The following is a 22,024-nucleotide window of genomic DNA, read 5'->3' as shown; positions in this document are numbered from 1 at the left end:
GCGAACACAGCCGTGGCTCATGGCTTCCCCGCAATGCGGACGCGATGCTGCACGCGCACGGCGTCTCGGACGGGTTCTCCGCGCGCGGCGGCGAGCGCGTCGGACGCACTGCTCGCGAACACGGCGGTCAGCTCCACCTCTCCCGTGTCGGGCAGTCTCGGCGTGAGGTCCAGCGCCGCCTCCGCGCCCGGAGACGCCTTCACCTCGAATGGTCCTTCCACCTTCAGCCCCTTGTCGGTGCGCACCGTCACCACGACATGCGTGTAGGGCGCACGTGCCCCGGCCGCGAAGGCCAGCGCCGCGCCGGCGGGACAGTCGCCCTGACCTCGGACCTCCCGAAGCTCCGCTTCCGCTGGCACGCAGAACAGTCGCAGCACCGTCGCGCCCTGTCCCTCGCCGCGCGCGCCCCACTCCGTCGTGTCGCTCGGCAGGCTCAGCCACAGCAGTCCCGCCGCCGCCATCAAGCTGACCACCCACGCGCCGCCCACATGCCCCAGCGACGGCGAGTTCCACGCCTGAAGCACCCGGGCCCACAGCCTCCGCGCCAGGCTCCACGGCTCCCTCAGGTCCTTGTGCAGCCGGTCCGCTCGCGCTGCCTGTCCCGAGGACTCGGTCGACGACTCCCTCTCCACGGTGGCGAGCACCGAGGGCAGCCCGCGCGACTCGAGCGACGCCAGCTCCCCCGGGGTGGGCACGGTGACGGTGTCGCTGGCGAACATGCGGCGCAGGTTCATCACCCGCTCGTAGCGCGCTCCACACCGCGCGCAGCCGCGGGCATGACGCAGCACGCGGCTCCACTGGCGAGGAGGCAGGACGCCCTCGTTGGCGAGGTGGACGAGCTGTCGGTCCACGTGCTGGGTGAACAGGGCCATGGGGGAACTCACTCGAATCAAGGCACGAAGAGGGGGAAGAGGAGCGCCAGCACCGCGGCCGTGGCGGCGGCGGAGGGCAATGCATCGGGCGAGTCAGCGGTGAGCCAGCCTTCGTTGAGGAGGAAGTCGGTCATCGCGCGGCGCAGCTTCGTCTCGCGCGTCCGCAGCTCCTGTCGGGACAATCCCAGCACCAGCCCCGCGCGCTCCTGGGACAGGCCCTGCACGAAGCGCAGGTCCGCGAGACGACGGGTCGCCTCGTCGAGTCCCGCGAGGAAGCGGTGCACCAATTCGCGCGTCTCTGCTTCCAGCGCGCGGTCCTCGGGCGAAGGAGCGTTGCTGGCCAGCCGCTCCGCCGTCGGCGTGTCATCCAGCGCCACCGCCTCGCGAGCGATGCGCCCTGCCGCCCGCAGCACATCCACCGCCGCCTGCCGCGCCAGCGCGTTGAGCCAGATGGAGTACGGCCGCACGCCGTCATAAGTGAGCCGGGCCTGCTCGCGGAATGCGCGCACGAAGGTCTCCTGGTGCGCAGCCTCCAAATCCAACGGCCCCACGCGCGCCAGGCCCCCAGGTCCGCGCGACACGTACGTGCGCGACAGGAACCGCGCCACGTGCCCGGAGTAGGCCCGGTACACGCGGGTCAACGCCCCCGGCTCTCCCCGGCGAAAGGCCTCCAGCAACAGCGGGTCTTCCCTCAACAGTGACATGCCGTCCTCCCTCTCAGGGGGCCCCAAGCCCCTGGACCACGGCCGGCTCCACGCGGTCCGACTGCGTCCCATCACCCAACTGGCCCAAGGCGTTCGCGCCCCAGCACCGCACCTGTCCATCCCGCATCACCGCGCAGGTGCTCGTCGCTCCGGCCGACAGGTCCACGACGTCGTCGCCCAGGGCCGTGACCTCCACGGGCGCCGCGCGGTGGATGCGCGTTCCATCCCCCAGCTGTCCGTCGCCATTGAGTCCCCAGCACCGCACGCGACCTTCCGCGTCCAGCGCGCAGGTGAAGGAATTGCCCGCGCGCACCTGCCGCATGGTCGACGACAGCCCCACCGGCCGCACCGGCGTGACGCTGTCCAGCGCGGTGTCATCCCCCAACTGCCCTTCGCGATTGAATCCCCAGCACTCGAGGTCGCCCATGCCCACGCGCGCGCAGGTGTGGCTCAGGCCCGCAGTCAGCGCGCGCACCGGCCCGCTCAGGCCCCTCACCCGCACCGCCCCAGGCTCGGGCGTGGGATTGGCGAGGCCATTGCCCAGCGCGCCGTACGTGTTGTCGCCCCAGCACCACGCCTCTCCATCGGCGGTGGCGGCGCAGGTGTGGTTGGCGCCCGACGCGAGCACCGTGAGGTTGGCGGGAAGTCCCAGCACGGGCACGGGCCTGGGCGCCTTCCCCGCGTACGCTCCGCCGAGCTGGAAGAGGTTGTTCTCGCCCCAGCACATCACCTGTCCCCCCGCGTGCAGCGAGCAGGAGTGCCCCAGCCCCGACACCACCGTCACCGCGTTGGTGCCCGCGCCCGGCACATCCACCGGCTCCAGTGCGGCCATCGTGGTGTTGTTGCCGAGCTGTGCCAGGGAGTTGTCCCCCCAGCAGCGCACGGTGCCCCCCTCCACCACCACGCAGGTGTGTTGTCCCCCGACGGCGAGCGCGAGCACGCCCGAGCCCAGCCCCCGCACGTCCACCGCCTGGGCCCGCAGCGCGCGCGTCCCATCCCCCACCAGCCCGACTCCGCCCCAGCACCGCACGCCGCCCGTCTCCAGCAGCGCGCATGCATGCTGGCTGCCCACCGACACCTGCCGGGCCAGGCCCCGCTGCTCGGTGTCGGTGTCGGGGCAGGCGGCGACGTCCTCGTCGCAGTCCTCGGCCGTGGTGCTCCGGATGGGGTCCAGGCACGCGCTGGTCGACGCGAGGAGCAGCACGAGGAGGCCAACGCGACGCTTCATGGGACTCGACTCTCAAGAAAAGAGACAGGCGGGCGCCGCGGAGAAAGTGGCTCCGCGGCGCCCGCCCTTTGAACAGGGTATTCCTTGAACGAATGAGCCAGGGGAACGTTACGGCAGCGGGAAGAGATTGAGTGCGCTCCACGGTGAAGTGCTCGTGTCCACCGTCACCAGCCGGAAGCCCGCATCGATGCCAGGCCTGGGGGAGAGGGCGCCCGCGGCCACCGCGAAGACGCCCCGGCCCGCGAAGAACCCGAAGGGCACCTGGAAGCGCGCCGTCGGCGAGCGACTGGACGCCGCCGAGGCCGCCACGCCCACGTACACCTGGAGGTCGGGCAGCGACAGGCCCTCCGGCGCGGAGGCGAGTCGATAGGGAACGTCGTTGTAGGCCGCGTGCGCCGGGACGAGCCCACCCTCCAGTGGGGACACGTCCACCATCGGCGCGTCGGGCGAGGCATGCACCAGCCGCAGCCGCACGTTGCTCGCATCGGCGGTGAAGCCTTCGGAGAACGCGAGCAGCTCGAAGGGGGCGCCCGTCGGGTCCGCCAGGTCCGGACTGAGGAAGCCCGAGGCCACCGTCAGATAGGACTCCCCGGCGACCAGCGCGGGCGTGGTCCGGGAGGCGACGGGGGCACCCGCGGGACGCGTGCCGCCGTGCACGGAGGCGAAGAAGTCCAGCGTGTAGCTGCCAGGAGGCACCTGGAGGGAAGCCGAGAGCTGGCCGAAGGCGAGGTTGTTCACAAGTTCCGTGTTGCCCAGGAAGAGGTCCACGGCGGGCGCGTCCGGCGAAGCGTGAAGCGCATAGACGACGGGATTCTGGCGGACCAGTCCGACACCCGCGGCCAGCAGGCCGAAGCCCCCCGCGGCGCTCGGCTTCTGGGAAAGCTGTCCGGTGGCGATGACGAACACCTCCCCACGCGAGGGCAGGGCGGGCACGGTGAAGGCCGTCACCCGCTGGTTGGCCGCGCGGATGCCCACCTGGAGCGCCTGTCCGGAGGGCAGCTCCACGCCCGTGGCCCCTGTGTCCTGGAAGCGCTGCAGGCCGGTGATTTCAGAGGAGCCGTCATCCCCCACGTCGATGGAGACGGTGGGCGCGTCCGCGCCCGCGTGGACGATGCGCACCCGCGTCTTGCCGTCGGCGGGAGGGTTGAAGCCCTCGGTGAGGGGCAGCACGCGGAAGGCGCTCGTCGCGTCGGTGGAGGCGAGCAGCCCCGCGGCCACCGCGCTCACGGTGTGGCCCGTGCCGAGCACGAGCGGACCGGTGGAGTAGACGGGCGCGGACGAGGCCAGCGCTCCCGCCGCGCGCACCTGGACGTTGTACGTGCCCGCCGGCACGGTGGCGTAGGCGGTGGCGTCACCGTACTTCACGTTGGTGAAGAGCGGCGTGGACTGGCCTTCCGCGTAGATGTCCACGGCGGGGGCGTCCGATGACGCGTGGATGACGCGCAGCTTCGCCTGGTTGGATGGCGTCTGGTCGGGCGGCGTCTCGTCCTCGCCGCAGGCCACGAGCGTGGACAGCGTGGCGGCGAGCGCCGCGGTGATGCTGCGATGACGACTCCAAGGGCTCTTCGCCATGTTCCACTCCAGGGGTGTGGCCGTCGCCCATGGGGAGCGCGACCGTGTCTTCGGAGGGCCCTTACGGAACGAGCCGTGAAACCTGGTTGGTACCGTGTGTCCGGCACGGTGCGTCGAATGACTGTCCACCCGCGAGCAGTCGCCGGGCAGGTGGTGGAATGACGCGGCGCGGGCGCGACAGCCGGAGCGCTGCTGCTAGCGTGCGCGCACCATGAACCCTGGACTGCTTCCTCTCGTCGTGTCCCTGCTCGCCGCGCAGGCGCCCGCGCCCGCTCCGGCGGCACAGGCCCCCAAGGCCCAGGCCTCCGCCAGCAAGCCCTCGCAGGTGCCAGGAATCGCACCGCTGCCCGGCCAGCCGAACCTGTGGGTGAGCAACGTGCCGACGGTGCCGGAGGCGCTCCGTCAGCGAATGGAGCAGTACCTGGAGGCCCGCTCCGCGGCGCTCCTGGACACCAGTGATGACGGCAAGCAGTTGCTCATCACCACGCGCTTCGCGGACACCAATCAGCTCCACCTGGTGGAGATGCCCATGGGCGCGCGCACGCAGCTCACCTTCGCCAGGGAGCCCATCAACAGGGCGCTCTTCCAGCCCGGTGATTCGAACGTCATCTACTTCCTGCAGGACAAGGGCGGCGGGGAGTTCTTCCAGGTGTTCCGGTTGGACAGGCGTACAGGGCGCTCGGAGCTGCTGACGGATGGGAAGAGCCGGCACTCGGACGTGAAGGTCTCCCAGGATGGGCGGTGGCTGGCGTACGGCGGCACGGGCCGCAACGGCAAGGACACGGACGTGTACGTGGCGCCCACCGCGCAGCCGCGTCAGGCCCGTCGCCTCACGGAGCTGGAGGGCTCCTGGGCGCCGATAGCGTTCTCGAACGACGGCGCGAAGCTGCTGGTGGCGCAGGAGCGCGCCGTCGACGACGCGGACCTGTACGTGGTGGACGTGGCCTCCGGCGCGCGTCAGCGAATCACGCCCCAGGAGGGCAAGGGCGGCATCACCTCCGTCGTCTTCGCGCATGACGGCAAGAGCGTGTACCTGGCGACGGACCGCTACAGCGACTTCGCGGAGCTGTACCGGGTGGACCTGGACAAGGCGCCGCTCACCTCCGCGCCGGAGTCGCTGACGAAGGCCGTGAAGTGGAACGTGACGGACCTGGCCCTTTCGCCGGATGGCCGCAAGCTGGCGGTCGCCTTCAACGAAGACGGCTTCACCAAGGTGTCGCTGCTGGATACGCGCACGAAGGCCTTGGCGCCTCTGGACTCGCTGCCGAAGGGCGTGGCGTTCGGCATCGGCTTCCCGCTGAAGCGCTCGGACCTGTTGGCCCTGACGGTGGGGGACGCGAAGAGCCCCATGGACGTGTGGACGGTGGACTTGAAGTCGCGCAAGCCGACGCGGTGGACGCGCTCGGAGGTGGGCGGGTTGGACACGAACACCTTCGTGGAACCGGTGCTGGTGCGCTACCCGTCCACGGACGGCGTGCAGGTGCCGGCGTTCCTCTACCTGCCCCGTGGCGCGACGGGGAAGGTGCCCGTCATCGTCAGCTTCCACGGAGGCCCGGAGGGGCAGAGCCTGCCCTTGTTCAGCACCTTCGCGCAGTTCGCCACGACGGAGCTGGGCATGGCGGTGCTGGTGCCCAACGTGCGCGGCTCGGAGGGTTACGGCAAGGCGTACCGGGCCATGGATGACGGCGTGAAGCGCGAGCAGAGCCTCGCGGACATCGGCGCGACGCTGGACTTCATCGCCTCGCGCAAGGAGCTGGATGCCTCGCGCGTGGGCGTCTCCGGCGGCTCCTACGGTGGCTACATGACGCTGGCGTCGGTGGCCTTCTATCCGGAGCGCTTCAAGGCGGCGGTGGACGTGGTGGGCATCTCCTCGCTGCCCAGCTTCCTGGAGAACACGCAGGCGTACCGACGTGACTTGCGGCGCGCGGAGTACGGCGACGAGCGAGACCCGGCGGTGCGCAAGGTGCAGGAGCGCATCTCCCCCTTGGGTTCGGTGGCCAGGATTCGCGCGGCGCTCTACGTGCAGCAGGGGGCCAATGACCCGCGCGTGCCGCAGTCGGAGGCGGAGCAGATTGTCCAGGCGGTGCGCCAGCGCTCACCGGACGTCTGGTACATGCTGGCCACCGACGAGGGCCACGGCTTCCAGAAGAAGGCCAACCGCGACTCCGCGCAGATGACGACGATGATGTTCTTCGAGAAGCACCTGGGCGCGCCCAGGAGTCCCGAGGCCACGGGCACGAAGTAGGCGAGGGGCGACACAGGCGTACCCCTGGGGGAGGAGCGAGCAGGCCGCGTGGCTGCTCGCGTTGAATGCAAATCCAGGGGGTTGCGTCACGGCGCATGGCGTCGCGGTATGCGGTGCACAGAGTGACGTTCATGGACTGGTCATCCAGGCCAAGGAGCTTTCCCGATGAAACGCTTTCTGAGCCCGCTGCGGCGGGGTGTGCTGGTGGCGGCGGTGGTGTTGGGGGCGGGGGCCGCGGTATCCGCGCCCAAGCAGGACGCCATCAACCTGCGAATCGCTCGTGAGCAGTACAACCTGGTGATGACGGCCGACGAGGTGACGGGCCAGGACTTCCAGGTCGCGCGGACACCCGGTGGCCTGCGGGGGCGGACGTACCTGGGCGTCGTGGACGTGAAGCTCAAGGACGGCGAGGTGAGGGGCTCGCTGGGCAGCGCCCTGGTGAACCTCAAGGTGAAGCGGGACGGCGACACGCTGGAGGCCGAGGGCGGCTTCGGTGGGCGTCCGGCGAGCGTGAAGCTCACCCCGGACGAGATGAAAATCTACATCCGGGACTGCACGTACCGGCTGAAGGCGCGGGAGCCGGGGCGCTCCTACGCGGGCAAGCGCAGCTGCGACATGGCGACGGTGCCCGAGTCGGAGGTCTGGCTGCCGGACGAGTTCCTCGCGGCGAGCCCCGAGGAGAAGGTCACCCTGTTGCTGCTGGCGTTGTGAGTCCGGGGCGCGGCCTCAGCCGCGCGTGCGTGGCAGCTCCACGCTGAAGGTGGAGCCCACGCCCAGCTCGCTGCGCACGGTGATGTGGCCGCCCATGGCCTCCACAATCTGGCGCGAAATCCACAGGCCCAGGCCGAAGCCGCCGTAGTTGCGTTCGGACACGGCGCGCTCGAAGCGGTGGAACAGCCGCGACAGGTGCTCCTCGCCAATGCCGATGCCGCCGTCGCGCACCTCCAAGCGCACCGTGGCCTCGCCCGTCGTCATCACCACGAGGACCGGGTTGCCGCGCCCGTACTTCATCGCGTTGCTCACCAGATTCGTCAGCACCTGGTCGATTCGCAACTTGTCCCAGAGCCCCGCTGCTTCCGGCGCCAGCTGCAATTCCAGTCGAGTGCCCGTGCGCTCCAGCTCCGGCTCGAAGCGCTCCACCACCTCGCGCACCAGCATGACCAGGTCCAACGGCTCCAGGCTCAGCTCCAGGCGCCCGGCGCTGATGCGGGACACGTCCAGGAGCTCGTGGATGAGCCGCGTCTGCCGCTTCACCTGTCGGTCCACGACGCCCAGCGCGCGCTCCAGTCGCTCCGGCGTCACGCCAGAGGGTGAGCGCTTCAGGCTCGTGAGCAGACTGTGCACCTGGAGCTGCAGCGCGCTGATGGGTGTCTTCAGCTCGTGGCTGGCGATGGAGAGGAACTCCTCGCGCAGCCGGATGGCCTGACGCGCCTCGCGGTACAGGCGCGCGTTGTCGATGGCGAGCGCCGCGCGGCGTGCCAGCTCCTGCGCCAGCGCCAGGTCTTGCGCGTCGTAGTCCCGCCGAGAGGTGACGAAGCTCAGCGCCCCCAGCGTCTGTCCCCGCACCTGGAGCGGCACGCACAGCCACGCGCAGCAGCCGCCCGCGTCGGGGGGACGCACGCACTCCGGCGCGTCCTCGCTCAGCCCCGTGCGCAGCTCCGCCTCGCCGGAGGCCACCACCCGGGCGACGACGAGCAGGCCCGGCGAGGGCTGTCCGTCCATCGCGTGATACTCCGCGCTCGCATGGGCCGCGGCCACGCACTTCACCGCGCCGTCCTCGTCCGCGAGGAACAGGCCGCAGCACTCCGCGTAGGACGGCACCGCCAACTGCGCCACGCGCTCCAGTGTCTCCTCCTGCTCCAGGCTCGTGGCGAGGACTCCCCCCGCCTCGGCGAGGAAGCGCTGCGCGGCCTCGCTGCGCTGCCGCTCGGTGACGTCCACCGCCATGCTCAGCACCTGCTCCGGGCCGCCGGCGGCGGGCTGCACCAGCGCCGTCCACAGCGCCACCTGCAGCGGCGTGCCGTCCTTGCGCTTGCGGTGCATCACCGCGCCGCCCAGCGACTCGCCCCGGCCGGCCTTCTCGAGGTTGCGGCGGAACTCCTCGTGTTTGCCCTCGGGCACCACCGGCAGCACGGTGCCGAGCACCTCCTCCGCCTTCCACCCGAAGATGCGCTCCGCGGCCGGGTTCCACATCCGCACCGTGCCGTCCATGTCCACCAGGAGGATGGAGGCGGGGGAGGCCTGGATGATGGCCGCCAGTCGCTCGTTGGCCTCGGCCAGCTCCGCGCGGGAGCGCTGCTCCTGCTCCAGCAGTCGCGCTCGCGCCACCGCCTGCCCGCCGTGGTGGGCCAGGAGCTCCAGGAAGGCGCGCTCGTCCGGGTCGAAGACGCGCGCCTCGGAGAAGGCGAACAGCAGCACCCCCAGCGCGCGGCCCTCCACGAGCAGCGGCAGGCACACCGACGCGGGCGCGGGCTTGCGCACCACGCGGTGACGCTGCTCGTCCACCTCGGGATAGCGGTCCGACAGCTCCTCGGGTGACTCCAGCCACACCGGGCGCGCCTCCAGCAGCGCCTCCGTCATGGGCGTGCGTCCCTCCAGGGGCAGCACACCGAAGGCCTCCATGAAGGACCGGGGGTCCTCGTAGCCCGTGCACCTCAGGAGCCGCGCGTTCCCGGCCTCCAGCCGCCACAGCGCGCCGCGCGCAGCGCCCACCGCCTCCACGCCCTGCTCGACGATGACCTCCGCCACGCGCTCCGCCGAGAGCACCTGGGACAGCTCCGCCGTCACCCGCTGGAGTCTCGCCAGTCGACCCGCGGCGACCTCCGCCGCCTGCCGGGCCTGCTTCTCCGCCGCGTACAGGCGCGCGATGTCCAGCGCGAGCGCGGCGCGGTCCGCCAGCTCCTGGAGCAGCAACTGCTCTCCGGCCTCGACGGGCTGCGCCGCCGCCGGGTCCTTCCACACGGTGAGGGTGCCCAGGCTCCGTCCGCGCGCGCGCAGCGGCAGCACCATCAGCCGGGTGAAGGGGAAGTCCTCCAGCAGCCCATGCTGCTGCGGGGGCACCAGGCGGCGCAGCTCCTTCGGGTCCGAGTCGGGCACCCACAGCGCCTCGCCCGTGCGCAGCACCTCATGAGAAGGGCCTTCGTCCGCGCGCACCGCGGGAGGACTGAGCGTCTGGAACAGCAGCCGCGCCTCGGGGGTGGAGGCGGCCGAGGCCACGGTGCGCAGCCAGAGTCCATCCTCGGACAAGAGCCGCAGCGTGCAGGCGGCGCCGAGCAGCGGCACCACCAGGGCGCACAGGCGGTCCATGACGGCGGGAGGCTCCAGGCTGGCATCGGCCAGCACCCGCGACGCCTCCGCCAGCAGGGCCAGCCGCTCTTCCACCTCCGGGGCGTGGGCCCCGAAGTGCCGCGCGTCTCCGTATCGGGATGCTGACATGGTCCTTGTGCCCCCGAGGCAGCATGGGAGCACGAGAGAGCAGTCCCCGGGGATTCCCCCGACGCCCCCACGGGCCCTCCGCCATGGCCAACCAACATACGCCCGGGTCTGACTGTTCGTTCTGGACGCACGCTCCGTCGCACACCGAAGGGTGGAGGCAGGCGAAGGCTATTTAGTCGTACATGGACCTACCCGAGCGTTCGAATCCACGGAGGTGGTCTCCGCGTCCATTGCTCCTCCTGGGGGTTCGGCTAAAGGGAGGGCCGTGAAAGCCACCACCACCGGAGTACCGGGCGGCGAAGCGGTTCGGGAAGGCCCCGACACCTTCAAGCGCACGGCACTCCTGGCCCTCGGGGCCCTGGGCATCGTCTACGGCGACATCGGGACGAGCCCCCTCTACGCGCTGCGCGAGTGCTTCACCGGCCCGCACGGCATCCACCCCACGCCCGAGAATGTGCTGGGGGTGCTGTCGCTCATCTTCTGGTCCCTGCTCATCATCGTCTCGGTGAAGTACCTCATCTTCGTGATGCGGGCGGACAACCGGGGCGAGGGCGGCATCCTCGCGCTGATGGCGCTGGTGATGCAGCGGCAGAAGGGACAGCAGGCGCACACGGCCCGGCCGGTGCTCATCACCCTGGGCATCTTCGGCGCGGCGCTCCTCTATGGCGACGGCCTCATCACCCCGGCGATCACGGTGCTCAGCGCGGTGGAGGGCCTCAGCGTGGCCACGCCCGTGTTCGAGCCGTTCATCGTCCCCATCACCCTGGCCATCCTCGTGGTGCTCTTCCTGGTGCAGCGGCACGGCACGGCGGGCATTGGCGCGGTGTTCGGCCCGGTGATGTGCGTGTGGTTCTTCACGCTGGCGGCGCTGGGCGTGAAGGAGCTGGTGCACAACCCCGCGGTGCTGGGCGCGCTGTCTCCCACACACGGTTTCATGCTCTTCGTGCACAACGGCTGGCACGGCTTCCTCGTGCTGGGCGGCGTGTTCCTCGTGGTGACGGGCTGCGAGGCGCTCTACGCGGACATGGGCCACTTCGGGTGGAAGCCCATCAAGCGGGCCTGGTTCTTCGTGGTGTTGCCGGCGCTGATGCTCAACTACCTGGGGCAGGGGGCGCTCCTGCTGCGTGACGCGAGCGCCGCGCGCAACCCCTTCTTCCTGCTGGCCCCGTCGTGGCTGTTGTACCCGCTGGTGGCGCTGTCCGCGGTGGCGGGTGTCATCGCCTCGCAGGCGCTCATCTCCGGGGCCTTCTCGCTGACGCGCCAGGCGATGCAGCTGGGCTACAGCCCGCGCATGGAAGTGGTTCACACCTCGGCGGAGGAGATGGGCCAGATTTATCTGCCGGGCATCAACTGGGCGCTGATGGCGGGGGTCTTCACCCTGGTGCTGACGTTCCGCTCCTCCAGCGCGCTGGCGTCCGCGTACGGCATCGCCGTGTCCACGACGATGGTCATCACCTCCTTCATGGCCTACGTCGTCGCGCGCGAGCGCTGGGGCGTCAGCCGGAAGCTGGCGATTCCGGTGGCGGGCGTCTTCCTCACGGTGGAGCTGGCCTTCTTCAGCGCCAACGCGATGAAGCTGGCGGACGGCGGCTGGTTCCCGCTGCTGCTCGCCGTCATGGTCTTCACGCTGATGACCACGTGGAAGCGCGGGCGCGACATCCTCGCCGCCAAGCTGCGCGCCTCGAGCATCCCCCTGAAGGAGCTGCTGGGCAGCTTCGGCGACCACCCGCCCGTGCGCGTGCCGGGCACCGCCATCTTCATGACGGGCAACGCGGACGGCACGCCTCCGGCGCTCTTGCACAACCTGAAGCACAACAAGGTGCTGCACGAGCAGGTGGTGCTGCTGACGATTCAGTCGGAGGACGTGCCCCACATCCCCGCGGCCGAGCGCGTGGAGGTGGAGCCCCTGGAGCAGGGCTTCGTCCGCGTCGTCGCCACCTACGGCTTCATGGAGAACCCCAGCATCCCGGACGTGCTCAAGCGCTGCCGGGAGAAGGGGCTCCAGTTCCAGCTCATGGGCACCAGCTTCTTCCTGGGACGGGAGACGCTGATTCCCACCAAGCGGCCCGGCATGGCCGTCTGGCGCGAGGCGCTCTTCGCGTGGATGAGCCGCAACGCCCGCAGCGCCACCGCCTACTTCCGGATTCCACCCAACCGCGTGGTGGAGCTGGGCAGTCAGGTGGAGCTGTAGCCGACGCCCGCGGTTTCCCGGCCCTTCGTCTCCCGGAGGGCCGGGCTTCCTTCCAGGTGTCGCTCCGGCCCGGGAGCCTCCCGACAGGTGAGGCCCCGGGCGGAAAATGCCCCGGAAATTCCCCCGGCGGAAAACCCCCGCCCGCTGGAAAAGGCCTCCACCGGCCTGGAATGGGTGCCTGGACTGGAATCCTGCCGGTCCACCATCACTTTCCCTACGGTGTCCGGAAAGACGCACTGCGTCTGAGGACCCAGTGACGGTGTAACTCTGCGGAAACACGGCGACGATTCGGGCGATAATGGGGTGAGTTGAACCCCATGCGAGCCCTGACGCTTCGCGTTGCGTGTGGGTTTTGGGTGTCTTTCGACACACTCCTGGTGACATGGAATCGGTGATTTTGTCCTGCTTGGGCATAAAATTACCGCCGCACAGGCAACAACTGACCCTCAGGTGCGAGAATGTTTTCACCAGACAGAAATATTTCTGTACTGGCGGAAGCCTGCTCGGTTACAGTGCTTTCAGGTGTCGCGCACAACCCTGTGTCCGAACTGAGGTCAGCCACCATGCTCGACGTCGCCCCCCACGCCGCCGCCTCGATCCTCTCCTCCGGTCTGTCGTCTTCCGCGTCGTCGTCGGTGGTGACGCCCTGGACGGAACAGCCGCTGCGCGACTGGTCGAACCTGGCGCCGCACACGGTGCTGAGCGCGCAGGAGCTCTACCCGCGCATCTGCGTGCGAGACCCGTACTTCGCGTTGAAGGACGTGACGGTGATGGGGCAGGGCGAGGTGGTGGCGCGCATCCCGGTGCAGCAGGACCCGGACGCGGAAGCGGGCCTCATCGGAATCGCGGAGGCGGGGCGCCACATGGCGATTCTCGGCTCCTGCGCCGCGGCGCTGGTGACGCCCAAGGACGGCCAGCACTTCTATCTGGCGTGTGGCGCGCGCGGTGAGTGGCTGCGCCGCGAGCCGATGGCGCGCTCCACGGACCTGCTCTGGGGCCTGGCGCAGGCGAGCTTCACGGGCAAGCGCACCGCCACGGCGCGCACGCTCTTGTCCGCGCCGGACGGCACCCCGGTGTTCCGCCTGGAGGTGGACTACAACGTGCTGTCCGCCGCCGCCTTCACCCGCCTGTTCGGCGAGGCCCGGGTGGAGATGCGCCGCGAGCCCCGTCGCGAGGACAACGTGCAGCGCACCCCCGAGGAGTGGGCGCGGCTGCGGCAGAACCCGTACGGCAAGGCGCTGGCCCTGCGCGACTGGCGCCCGGACGGTGAGAGCCTCACCGCGTCCCTGGGCCCCGTGACGGTGGACATGTGCAAGGGCCACTTCGCCCTGCACCCGGTGATGCCCGTGGCCATCGTCGCCAGCGGCATGACGCGCGTCGCGACCACGCTGCTGCGCAAGCTGGAAGGCGCGCCCTGGGCCCGCGTGCTCGCCAAGAACGTGAACCTCAAGGCGGACAGCCTCGCGTACGCCGGTCAGACGGTGGTGTTCGGCGCGGCGCGCCGCTCGCACGACGGCGCCGACCACGTCTTCACCTGCCAGGCCTCCGTGGGCGAGCGCGTCGTCGCCGAGCTCGACGTCACCTTCGAGCGCGTGGAGTAATCACTCCCACGTGATGTCGTAGTCCACGCGGTCGATGCCCTGCGGATGGGCCTTCGCCGTGCCCTTGAGCCCCAGCACCTTCAGCGCGCCGGTGAGGATGCCCTCGTGATACGCGGGCGGCAGCATGTCCCGGCGGACGCGCAACGTGCCGGACTTGGGCCCCGTCGTCACATACTCGCGGGTGCCGTACGTGACGGCCGCGCTGTAGCCCATCTGCGCCCCGGAGAAGAGCTTCTGTGGGTCTCCCCGGGAGATGATGCCGAAGATGAGCATCCCCGGGCCGGTGGAGTAGCGCGTGACGTTGGACTCGCCGCACGCGTGGTACACGGCGTTCTCGGTCCCCATCTCCTGCTCGAGCGCGTCCGCCGCGACATAGAGGAGGTTGATGAACTCCTGCACCGGATAGGTGCGCAGGTCGGAGTAGTCCTTCGCCAGGTCTCCCACGCGCAGCTTCTCCAGCGTGGCCAGTCCGGCCTTCTGCTGGACGAGGCTGAACACCGCCTTGAAGAACAGTCCGCGTACCGCGTCGCCAGGTTGCGTGGCCGCGAGGCGCGCGGCGAGCTCGGCTTTGTTGGACGGCATGTCTCGGCTCCTGCTCCGGTCCGGGCCCCGATGACGGAAGCGTGCTCAGCTTAGCCTCACTGCCAGAGCGGACGCAGGCGAAGGGCCCTTCGCGCGAGCATCCGCTGTCGCGAGGCGACTCGACACGTCCGGTGCCCGTCGCCTCCCTTCCAGGTCGCCTCCCGCTCACACCTCGTCGAGCAGCATCGGCTTGAAACCCGCCGCGTCGCACGACGCCAGCACGTAGCGCACACCCGCGCGCTCCCCGGTGAACCCCGCCGGGATTCCCGTCGAGTGCAGGTGTCCGTACACGCAGACCTTCGGCTTGAACGCTTCAATCGGCTCGCTGAACGCCGTGGGCTTCTCGTTCGCGTACAGCGGAGGGAAGTGCACCGCGGCCACTCGCACCAGAGGTATGGGGCTGGCCGCTTCCTTCTTCTTCGCGTCCTCGATGGAGACCGCGAGCCTGCGCGTCTCCCGCTCCACGTAGCCGTCGTTGACGGGCTCGTCGCCCATCTCTCCGCCGGGCATGGGGGGCGCCTCGGGCGCCGTCCACAGCCGCGTGCCGGCAATCACCCACGGCCCCATCACCGCCGCGCTGTTGTGCAGGAACGCCTCCAGCGTGCGGAACGGCTCCAGCAGCTTGCGCAGCTTCGACGCCGAGTCTCCCCACCAGTAGTCGTGGTTGCCGCGCACCAGCAGCTTGCGCCCCGGCCGCGCGTCCAGCCACGCCAGGTCGTCCATCACCTCGTGCGCGCGCGTCGCCCAGGAGATGTCTCCCGCGACGATGACCACGTCGTCCGGCCGCACCATGTCGTCCCACGCGCGCTGGAGCGGAAGCGGGTGGTCCGTCCATCCGAAGCGATGCATGTCCTTCTGTCGCGTGGAGGGCAGATGGGTGTCGCCGATGCCGAAGAGCCGCATGCACCCCTCATAGCGGATGATTCGACCGCCGGGCCCCTGAACTCCACGTGCCCCCGCCCCCCTGTCTTCCAACCTCAATCCGGCCCGATGCGAAAAGACGAGGAATACGAGAATTATCGTAAAATCAGTTTACGCCGGGGCTGTCTCGAAATGCGCCACTGCGACAATGGCGGCCATTCGGAGGGTGAGTGGAAGTAGGCCTGATGTGGGCGTGCTAGTCATTTCAACGGGTTGAAATGTTCAGTCGGATTTCTCGGAATGGGGTGAAGGGCGGAGAGGTGGAGCATGGATGCTCCACCTTGGGGGGCGCGAAGGGGTGAAAAGCGGGGATTGAGCGGCTGGCATGCATGCTGCTCACGGGACCGCGCTGCGCCGCTCCCGTGGACGGGGGCGGACCGAAGAGCTGCTGACCCCCCTCGAAGGAGCTCCCCATGCACGTGATGTTCAAGACGTTCGCGGCCACCGCCGCGGCCCTGGCCCTGTCTGCCTGCGGACCGCAGCCAGAGGCGCCGCAGGAGGCCCCCCCGGCTTCCACGGAAGTTCCCTCGGGCGCGGCGGATGACGCGGCCCGCGCGGTCGCGGACGCGGCCCGTCGTACGCCGACGGAGCTGGACGCGCTGTTCGCGCAAGCGGCGAAGGAGTTCGACGTTCCGGTGAGCCTGCTCAAGGCCATCTCCTATACGGAGACGCGCTGGGAGCATGTGAAGGGTGAAGAGGAGTTCGAGGGCCGCCCCGCGGCGTTCGGTCTGCTGGCCCTGCGCGGCGCCAAGGTGACGGACGGCGCGGCGCTGGCGGGTGTCTCCGCCGAGGCCGTGCGTGACGACCGGCTGGCCAACCTGCGCGCTGGCGCGGCGCTGCTGTCGAAGTACGCCACCGAGGCGGGCATCGACCGGACGGACCTGGGTGCGTGGGCGCCGGTCGCCGTGCAGTTGACGGACATCACCGACCCGGACGTGCAGGCGCACTACATCCACAATGACGTGTATGCGGCGCTGCGCGAGGGCGCGGGCGCGTTCACTCCCGAGGGCAAGGTGGCGGTGTCGCTGGACGGCGCCCAGGTGGAGGCGAAGTTCGCCCTGCCGAAGATGCAGGCGCTGGCGGCGGGCCCGGACTACGCGGCCTCCATCTGGCGCGCGTCGCCCAACTTCAACGCCCGTCCCGCGGGCACCAACGTGTCGATGATTGTCATCCACACGTGTGAAGGTGGCTACGCCGGGTGCTGGGGTTGGCTGGTCAACTCCGCGTCGGGCGTGAGCGCGCACTACGTCGTCAACGAGAGCGGCAGCGAGATTTCGCAGCTCGTGCGCGAGTCGAGCCGCGGTTGGCACGTGGGCGCCAGCTACGCCTGCAGCCTGAACGGCAACGTGGACTGCGGCCTCAACGGCGTGTCGGTGAACCACTTCTCGGTGGGCATCGAGCACGGCGGTTTCGCCAGCCAGTCGTCCTTCCCGGCGGGCCAGATTGACGCGTCGGCGAAGCTGTCCTGCGACATCACCAAGGGCCAGGGCATCACTCGCGACAGCTACCACATCGTCGCGCACGGCCGGCTCCAGCCGTCCTCGCGCACCGACCCGGGTCCGAACTGGCCGTGGAGCAGCTACATCTCGAAGATCAAGAGCTACTGCGGTGACGGCGGCACGCCCACGGGCACCATCATCGTGGACAGCCACAACGCGAACAACGACTCCACCAAGGCGCGCACGGACGTGCCGGCGTCGTGGGCGGCGGGCACCAGCGCGGGCTACTACGGCAGCGGCTACTACTACGCCTCCACGCAGCCCATCTCCGAGCCGGTGGTGTTCAACTTCTACATGGCGTCCGCGGGCACGAAGACCATCGACGGGTGGTGGGTGGCCGGCACCAACCGCTCTGCGGCGGCGCCGTTCATCATCAGCCACACGGGTGGCGACAGCACGGTGACGGTGAACCAGCAGGCCAACGGCGGCGCGTGGGTCGCCCTGGGCACGTACAGCTTCGCCGCGGGCTGGAACCAGGTGAAGCTCAGCCGCTGGGCCACCGAAGGCTACGTCGTCATGGCGGACGCCATCCGGGTGCGATGACGTGAGGAAGCAAGGCCGAGAACGGATGCCGCGTTCCTGGCCGTGGCGAGCGCGGTGGAGTCTTGCCGCGCTCGCCGTGCTCGGCGTCGGATGCTCCGGCCGGTGTGGCGGGGCGTCGGGCACCGGGCCGCTGTCGAAGGAGGAGGCACGCGCCATTCCGGGCGTCGTGGTCTTCCTGTCGGAGCGGGCGGGACAGAAGGACGTGTGGCAGGTGGGTCCCGACGGGACGGAGACGCAAATCACCCGAGGCCCGGAGGACGACTACCCCGGCCCGGTGTCTCCGGACGGGAAGTCGTTGCTGGTGGTGGCCGTGCGCGAGCAGGGCGGGATTCAGTTCCAGCAGCTCCGAGTCCAACCCCTCGCGGGTGGAGACGCGGTGCCGCTGCATGCCCCCAGGGCCCGGGCGCGCAACGCGAGCTGGGCGCCGGATGGCTCGTGGCTCGTGGCGGAGTCGGATGCCCAGGGCTTCAGCGACCTGGTGCGCCTGGAGCCTCGCGAGGGCGCGCCGGAGGTGCGGCTGACACAGGTGAAGGAGGGCTGCTTCGAACCCTCCATCTCGCCGGACGGCAAGGAAGTGGCCTTCGTGTGCAGTCGCGAGGGCGACCCTGAAATCTACGTGACGAAGGCGGACGGCACGGAGGAGCGGCGTCTCACCGCCTTCCACCGCGAGGACCGCTCTCCGCTGTGGAGTCCGGATGGACAGTGGCTCGTCTTCGTCAGCGACCGGGAGGACAAGGAGCGGCTGTACCTGGTGCGCCCGGATGGCTCGGACCTGCGCGCGGTGTCGGGGAGCGGCTTCTCCGGCGACGAGCGCGAGCCGGCCTTCAGCCCGGACGGACAGCGTCTGGTCTACGTGAGCCGCGCGCCCGAGGGACTCAGTCGCCTCTGGATGGTTCCGGTGGCGGGAGGCGCGCCGGTGGCGCTGACGGACGGAACGCACCGCGACGACATGCCGGCGTGGAGTCCTGACGGGAAGTACCTGGCCTTCACGTCGGAGCGCGAGGGCAACACGGACGTGTACCTCATGCGCGCCGATGGCAGCGGCCAGACGCGGCTCACCACCGCGAAGGCGCCGGACTGGCTTCCTCGCTGGGTGGCGCGCCGCTAGGTCTCAAGTGATTCCCTTCGACCCGGGCCCCTCTGGAAGAAGAGGCGGCTCCGGGCTCGCGGGGTCCTTGGGGGCCGTGGGCACGCTGAAGCAGAAGGTGGCGCCCCGGCCCGGCTCGCTCTCCACCCAGATGTGGCCGCCGTGCGCTTCGATGATGAGCCGGCAGATGTAGAGCCCCAGCCCCAGGCCCTGGGTGTCGGACGCGCTGCCCTGTCGCGTCCGGTAGTACTTGTCGAAGACGTGCTCGGTGTCCTCGCGTGCGAGCCCCGGGCCTTCGTCTCGCACCGACACCACGACCCAGCCCTCGCGAGACGATGCGCGCACCACCACGGGCTTGTCGGGTGGACCGTACTTGGCCGCGTTGCCCAGCAGGTTGGACAGCACCCGCTCCAGGCGTCGGGCGTCCACCCAGGTCATGGGCAGCGGCGTCGTCACCTCCAGGCGGAAGCGCTCGCGCAGGTCCGGAGGGACGTCCCGCTCCAGCACGTCCTCGAGGAAGCGCACCACGTCCGTCTGCTCGCGGCGCAGCTCGATGCGGCGGGACTCCAGGCGCGAGCCCTCCAGCAGCTCTTCAATCATGGAGCTCATCCACGCCACGTTGCGGAGGATGGCGTCCGTGAGCAGCTCCTCGCGCTCCAGGTGACGCTCCTTCAGTGCGCGCAGCAGCATGCTCGCTCGCAGGGTGATGCCTTGCAGCGGGTTGCGCAGGTCATGGGAGATGAGGCTCACGTACTCCTCGCGCAGCCGCTCCAGCTCGCGGTGGGGCGTGAGGTCATGGCCGGTGACGACCACGCCGCGCTGCTCGCCTTGCGGCCCGAGCACGGGCGCGGCGGTGATGAGCACGGGGGTCGTCCTTCCATCCGGGCGCACGAGCTTGACCTCGACCGGGCCCACCACCTCTCCACTCTTCGCCGCCCGGCTCGAAGGCAGCTCCTCCATCTTCATGGGACGTCCGTCTGGATGGCGCAGTCGGCTCAGGTACGAGCCGCGCTTCGCTCGCGCCGGAAGCGGCCCGAGCAAGGTCTCCGCGAAGGGGTTCGACACCAGGGTGCCCTGCTCCGGGTCGATGAAGAGCACCCCCACCGGTGCGTGATTCAGCACGGCCTGGAGCAGACCGCGCTGCACCTCCGCTTCCTCGTGGGCGGCCCGCAGGCGGTCGGTGGCCCGCTCCCGCTCGGTGACGTCGCGGAGCACGGCGAGCAGGCTGCCGCCCTCGGGGCCGGGAACCTGGCGCAGGCGTGCTTCCAGGGGCACCCGGGTGCCATCGGCGCGCAGGCCATGCATGGCGCGGGCATTCGACAGGCCCCCCAGGCTGCGTCCGCCGAAGAGTCCCTCTGGCACGAGCAGCTCCACCTCGCGGCCCAGCAGCGCCTCGCGCGGATGGCCGAACACGCGCTCCGCCTCCGTGTTGACGAAGCGCAGCAGCCCCTCCGGGTCCACTATCAACAGCGGCTCCGGTGTCGTCTCCAGCAGCCCCCGGTAGCGAGCCTCGGAGGCCTCGAGCGCCGCGGTGGCGCGTCGACGTCCCGCCTCCAGCGTGTCCAGGGCCCGCGCGGATAGCAGCACCAGCACGGCGCCGCCCGCGCTCAACAAGGTGGCGAAGATGGGCAGCTTCGCCTCGCGACCGAGCATCCCCTCCAGGCTGAGCAGCGACAGGGCCGCGCCCAGGAGCGAAGGCCCCAGGATTGCCACGGGCACGAGCCGACGCGCGAGGAACCCACCGAGCGTGTCCCGCGTGATTCGCCCCGCGAGGCCCCGCTCCGGCCGCGCGCAGAGCAGGCCCACGCCGAGCAGCAGTACCCCCAGCGCCGTGTACAAGCCCATGCCGCGCCTGGGGGGAAGGGACTCGCCGCCCGACGCGAAGAGCGGACCGAGCAGCAGTCCATTGAAGCCCAGCAGCGCGACCAGCAGCGCCGCCACCACGAGCGCGTCCCGCCACACCTGTCGAGTCCCGGCGCGGTCCGGTAGCAGCAGGGCACTGCCCAGGAACAGCACGCTGAGGGGCGTGAGGGGGGAGGGGAGAATCGTCGCGCTGAGGACACCGAAGGTCCTCGCGAGGAAGGACTCCAGCGCCGGTGGCAGGCCCGCCACCTCTTGCAGCAGGCTGATGCAGGCGATGAGGCACATGCCCACCGCGCAGAGGGAGGACAGTCGTCGGCGCGCGCGGGAGGGGCGGGTGGGCAGGTACAGACCGAGCGCCACGCCTCCGAGCACCAGCGCGACGCCCGTCCGTGGCGCTGTCATGGGCATGCCCGCGGCTTCTGGCCACGGTGAGTGCGCGAAGACGGCCCAGCCGGCGAGCGAGAGCAGCCCCAGCAGAGGCGCGCCCGCCACCGCGACCCATGCGAGCGCGCGGGCCATGGCCTGGCTGCGGGACTGGGCCCTCCAGGTCCGATTCATCGGCGTCCCCCCGGAACGCACGGGTGCTTCCGCCAAGGGTGGGCGGCCGTGTCACGCGCGGCGGCCCGCTGCCTCGTTCCTCACGCACCTGTCCGGGACATGGATGCGCATGCGCGCCCCCTCGCGCGTCGCACGGCGGGGCAGGGTGCCCGCCTGAGTGCCGCTCACGGTGGCGGATGCAGTCCGGGGTACAGGGTGAGCACCAGGCCCCAACCGGGAGCGACCGCCACGTTGCGAGCCACGTAGGTGTCCTCGCCCTCCACGCCCAGCCGGAACGTCTCCGCGTCCCCGGCGGTGTGGACGTAGAGGAACAGGCCCTCCGCGGAGGTGCCCGCCTGGTTGACGCCGTTCAGGTCCGAGGTCGGGTAGTAGATGCGCTCCGTCAGCTCGCTCCGGTCCGGCACCACGCGCACGCCGGCGCGAGGCTGGCCGTTCTCGTCGACGACGCGGCCCAGCGCGAAGCCCGCGTCGCGAAGGGTGCGGGCCCGGTCTTCCGTGTGGCCGCGCAGCAGCGGTTCACCCATGGCCGTGCACAGCGCGTCGTGGAACTGCTCCGGCAGGGCCCAGGCGCTCGCTTCGATGACATCCGTGCGAGGCCGCGCGCCGGTGAAGACGCTGTCGTAGACAACGGTGACGGTGCGCACGAAGCCCGGGCCGTTGAGTCCCACGGCCAGCCCCTGGTGCACCTCGCGCACGGGGACCTCCGCCACGGCGAAGGCGCCGTCTTCGGCGATGGCGCCCGTGCCGAACGTCGCATTGAGGTCATTCACCGCCACGCGCAGCGGCTCCTCGATGGCGACGGGCATGCCGCCGAGCAAGGGCACCGGTTGTCCCAGGGACGTGAGCAGTCGCGCGGCCTCGGGCAGCACCTGCGCCTGCCCGCTGACGCGGATGCGGAGGTTGTCCAGGTCCACCGACTCGGCGTCCTCGGTCTGGAAGCCGGGGTCCGGAGCAGGTCCGCCGGAGCCGCAGCCGGACGACACGAGCCCGAGAAGTACACAGGAGGCCAGCAGGATTGGGCGCTTCATCGGTCGGCAACATTTCCATGCCCCCGTCGAGCGGCAATCCGCCCGCGAACGCTCCGTCCCCTGTCCGACGCCGCAAACACAGACACCGGGCCGTC

15 protein-coding genes are annotated in these 22,024 nt (G+C 70.4%); 6 read left to right on the top strand and 9 right to left on the bottom strand.

The features are described 5' to 3' along the window. Positions 1–17: 17 nt before the first annotated feature. From HUA75_RS27605 to HUA75_RS27590, 4 genes are all read right to left on the bottom strand, one after another. The gene (locus HUA75_RS27605; RefSeq protein ID WP_174488046.1) at positions 18–872 is read right to left on the bottom strand and encodes a hypothetical protein; all 855 of its coding nucleotides are present in this window, start codon (positions 870–872) and stop codon (positions 18–20) included. 17 nt (positions 873–889) lie between these two features. Beyond that, on the bottom strand, positions 890–1,576 hold the full coding sequence (locus HUA75_RS27600) for an RNA polymerase sigma factor (RefSeq protein WP_174457066.1): 687 nt from the start codon (positions 1,574–1,576) through the stop codon (positions 890–892). Positions 1,577–1,589: 13 nt separating this feature from the next. Then, positions 1,590–2,804: a chromosome condensation regulator RCC1 gene (locus HUA75_RS27595; RefSeq protein ID WP_174488045.1), complete on the bottom strand. Its 1,215-nt coding sequence runs from the start codon at positions 2,802–2,804 to the stop codon at positions 1,590–1,592. Positions 2,805–2,912: 108 nt separating this feature from the next. Next, positions 2,913–4,376 carry a DUF4397 domain-containing protein gene (locus tag HUA75_RS27590; protein WP_174488044.1) on the bottom strand — a complete coding sequence of 488 codons (1,464 nt, stop codon included), beginning with the start codon at positions 4,374–4,376 and terminating at the stop codon, positions 2,913–2,915. Positions 4,377–4,587: 211 nt separating this feature from the next. On the opposite strand from HUA75_RS27590, the gene HUA75_RS27585 reads away from it, so the two are divergent. Further along, positions 4,588–6,621 carry an alpha/beta fold hydrolase gene (locus HUA75_RS27585; RefSeq protein ID WP_174488043.1) on the top strand — a complete coding sequence of 678 codons (2,034 nt, stop codon included), beginning with the start codon at positions 4,588–4,590 and terminating at the stop codon, positions 6,619–6,621. A 165-nt stretch (positions 6,622–6,786) separates the two neighbouring features. Next, positions 6,787–7,332 carry a hypothetical protein gene (locus HUA75_RS27580; protein WP_141644048.1) on the top strand — a complete coding sequence of 182 codons (546 nt, stop codon included), beginning with the start codon at positions 6,787–6,789 and terminating at the stop codon, positions 7,330–7,332. A 15-nt stretch (positions 7,333–7,347) separates the two neighbouring features. Here HUA75_RS27580 and HUA75_RS27575 read toward each other — a convergent pair whose 3' ends face one another. Further along, entirely contained in the window at positions 7,348–10,056 is a 2,709-nt protein-coding gene (locus HUA75_RS27575; protein ID WP_174488042.1) for a GAF domain-containing protein, read from the bottom strand. 265 nt (positions 10,057–10,321) lie between these two features. On the opposite strand from HUA75_RS27575, the gene HUA75_RS27570 reads away from it, so the two are divergent. Beyond that, positions 10,322–12,247 carry a potassium transporter Kup gene (locus tag HUA75_RS27570; RefSeq protein WP_141644046.1) on the top strand — a complete coding sequence of 642 codons (1,926 nt, stop codon included), beginning with the start codon at positions 10,322–10,324 and terminating at the stop codon, positions 12,245–12,247. Positions 12,248–12,810: 563 nt separating this feature from the next. Further along, positions 12,811–13,848: a hypothetical protein gene (locus HUA75_RS27565; protein ID WP_141644045.1), complete on the top strand. Its 1,038-nt coding sequence runs from the start codon at positions 12,811–12,813 to the stop codon at positions 13,846–13,848. Here the strand turns inward: HUA75_RS27565 and HUA75_RS27560 are convergent, their stop codons facing one another. Further along, positions 13,849–14,430, bottom strand: a complete 582-nt coding sequence (locus HUA75_RS27560; RefSeq protein ID WP_141644044.1) for a TIGR02265 family protein — start codon at positions 14,428–14,430, stop codon at positions 13,849–13,851. A gap of 165 nt (positions 14,431–14,595) precedes the next feature. Further along, on the bottom strand, positions 14,596–15,333 hold the full coding sequence (locus tag HUA75_RS27555) for a metallophosphoesterase (RefSeq protein ID WP_141644043.1): 738 nt from the start codon (positions 15,331–15,333) through the stop codon (positions 14,596–14,598). A 431-nt stretch (positions 15,334–15,764) separates the two neighbouring features. Here HUA75_RS27555 and HUA75_RS27550 point away from each other — a divergent pair, with 431 nt between their 5' ends. Together HUA75_RS27550 and HUA75_RS27545 are read left to right on the top strand one after the other, a co-directional pair. Further along, positions 15,765–17,393, top strand: a complete 1,629-nt coding sequence (locus HUA75_RS27550; RefSeq protein ID WP_141644042.1) for an N-acetylmuramoyl-L-alanine amidase — start codon at positions 15,765–15,767, stop codon at positions 17,391–17,393. A gap of 25 nt (positions 17,394–17,418) precedes the next feature. Then, the gene (locus tag HUA75_RS27545; RefSeq protein ID WP_174488041.1) at positions 17,419–18,501 is read left to right on the top strand and encodes an LpqB family beta-propeller domain-containing protein; all 1,083 of its coding nucleotides are present in this window, start codon (positions 17,419–17,421) and stop codon (positions 18,499–18,501) included. A 3-nt stretch (positions 18,502–18,504) separates the two neighbouring features. On the opposite strand, the gene HUA75_RS47770 is transcribed toward HUA75_RS27545, so the two are convergent. Together HUA75_RS47770 and HUA75_RS27535 are read right to left on the bottom strand one after the other, a co-directional pair. Beyond that, a complete protein-coding gene (locus HUA75_RS47770) occupies positions 18,505–20,901 on the bottom strand; it encodes an ATP-binding protein (protein ID WP_217446298.1) in 2,397 nt (798 codons plus the stop codon). A 164-nt stretch (positions 20,902–21,065) separates the two neighbouring features. Continuing rightward, positions 21,066–21,929 carry a carboxypeptidase regulatory-like domain-containing protein gene (locus HUA75_RS27535; RefSeq protein ID WP_174488039.1) on the bottom strand — a complete coding sequence of 288 codons (864 nt, stop codon included), beginning with the start codon at positions 21,927–21,929 and terminating at the stop codon, positions 21,066–21,068. Positions 21,930–22,024 lie beyond the last annotated feature (95 nt).

The sequence above is a fragment of the Myxococcus sp. CA040A genome, from assembly GCF_013336725.1.
Taxonomy (GTDB): Bacteria; Myxococcota; Myxococcia; order Myxococcales; family Myxococcaceae; genus Myxococcus; species Myxococcus llanfairpwllgwyngyllgogerychwyrndrobwllllantysiliogogogochensis.
Note: the sequence above shows the minus strand (reverse complement) of the source record. Positions and strands in the feature narration are given on the sequence as shown.

What these genes read in the sequence shown, in the direction of transcription:
- HUA75_RS47770 (WP_217446298.1), bottom strand. Translation starts at nt 20,901, where the DNA reads ATGAATCGGACCTGGAGGGCCCAGTCCCGCAGCCAGGCCATGGCCCGC.
- HUA75_RS27575 (WP_174488042.1), bottom strand. Translation starts at nt 10,056, where the DNA reads ATGTCAGCATCCCGATACGGAGACGCGCGGCACTTCGGGGCCCACGCC.
- HUA75_RS27580 (WP_141644048.1), top strand. Translation starts at nt 6,787, where the DNA reads ATGAAACGCTTTCTGAGCCCGCTGCGGCGGGGTGTGCTGGTGGCGGCG.
- HUA75_RS27595 (WP_174488045.1), bottom strand. Translation starts at nt 2,804, where the DNA reads ATGAAGCGTCGCGTTGGCCTCCTCGTGCTGCTCCTCGCGTCGACCAGC.
- HUA75_RS27585 (WP_174488043.1), top strand. Translation starts at nt 4,588, where the DNA reads ATGAACCCTGGACTGCTTCCTCTCGTCGTGTCCCTGCTCGCCGCGCAG.
- HUA75_RS27560 (WP_141644044.1), bottom strand. Translation starts at nt 14,430, where the DNA reads ATGCCGTCCAACAAAGCCGAGCTCGCCGCGCGCCTCGCGGCCACGCAA.
- HUA75_RS27555 (WP_141644043.1), bottom strand. Translation starts at nt 15,333, where the DNA reads ATGCGGCTCTTCGGCATCGGCGACACCCATCTGCCCTCCACGCGACAG.
- HUA75_RS27590 (WP_174488044.1), bottom strand. Translation starts at nt 4,376, where the DNA reads ATGGCGAAGAGCCCTTGGAGTCGTCATCGCAGCATCACCGCGGCGCTC.
- HUA75_RS27605 (WP_174488046.1), bottom strand. Translation starts at nt 872, where the DNA reads ATGGCCCTGTTCACCCAGCACGTGGACCGACAGCTCGTCCACCTCGCC.
- HUA75_RS27550 (WP_141644042.1), top strand. Translation starts at nt 15,765, where the DNA reads ATGCACGTGATGTTCAAGACGTTCGCGGCCACCGCCGCGGCCCTGGCC.
- HUA75_RS27565 (WP_141644045.1), top strand. Translation starts at nt 12,811, where the DNA reads ATGCTCGACGTCGCCCCCCACGCCGCCGCCTCGATCCTCTCCTCCGGT.
- HUA75_RS27600 (WP_174457066.1), bottom strand. Translation starts at nt 1,576, where the DNA reads ATGTCACTGTTGAGGGAAGACCCGCTGTTGCTGGAGGCCTTTCGCCGG.
- HUA75_RS27545 (WP_174488041.1), top strand. Translation starts at nt 17,419, where the DNA reads ATGCCGCGTTCCTGGCCGTGGCGAGCGCGGTGGAGTCTTGCCGCGCTC.
- HUA75_RS27535 (WP_174488039.1), bottom strand. Translation starts at nt 21,929, where the DNA reads ATGAAGCGCCCAATCCTGCTGGCCTCCTGTGTACTTCTCGGGCTCGTG.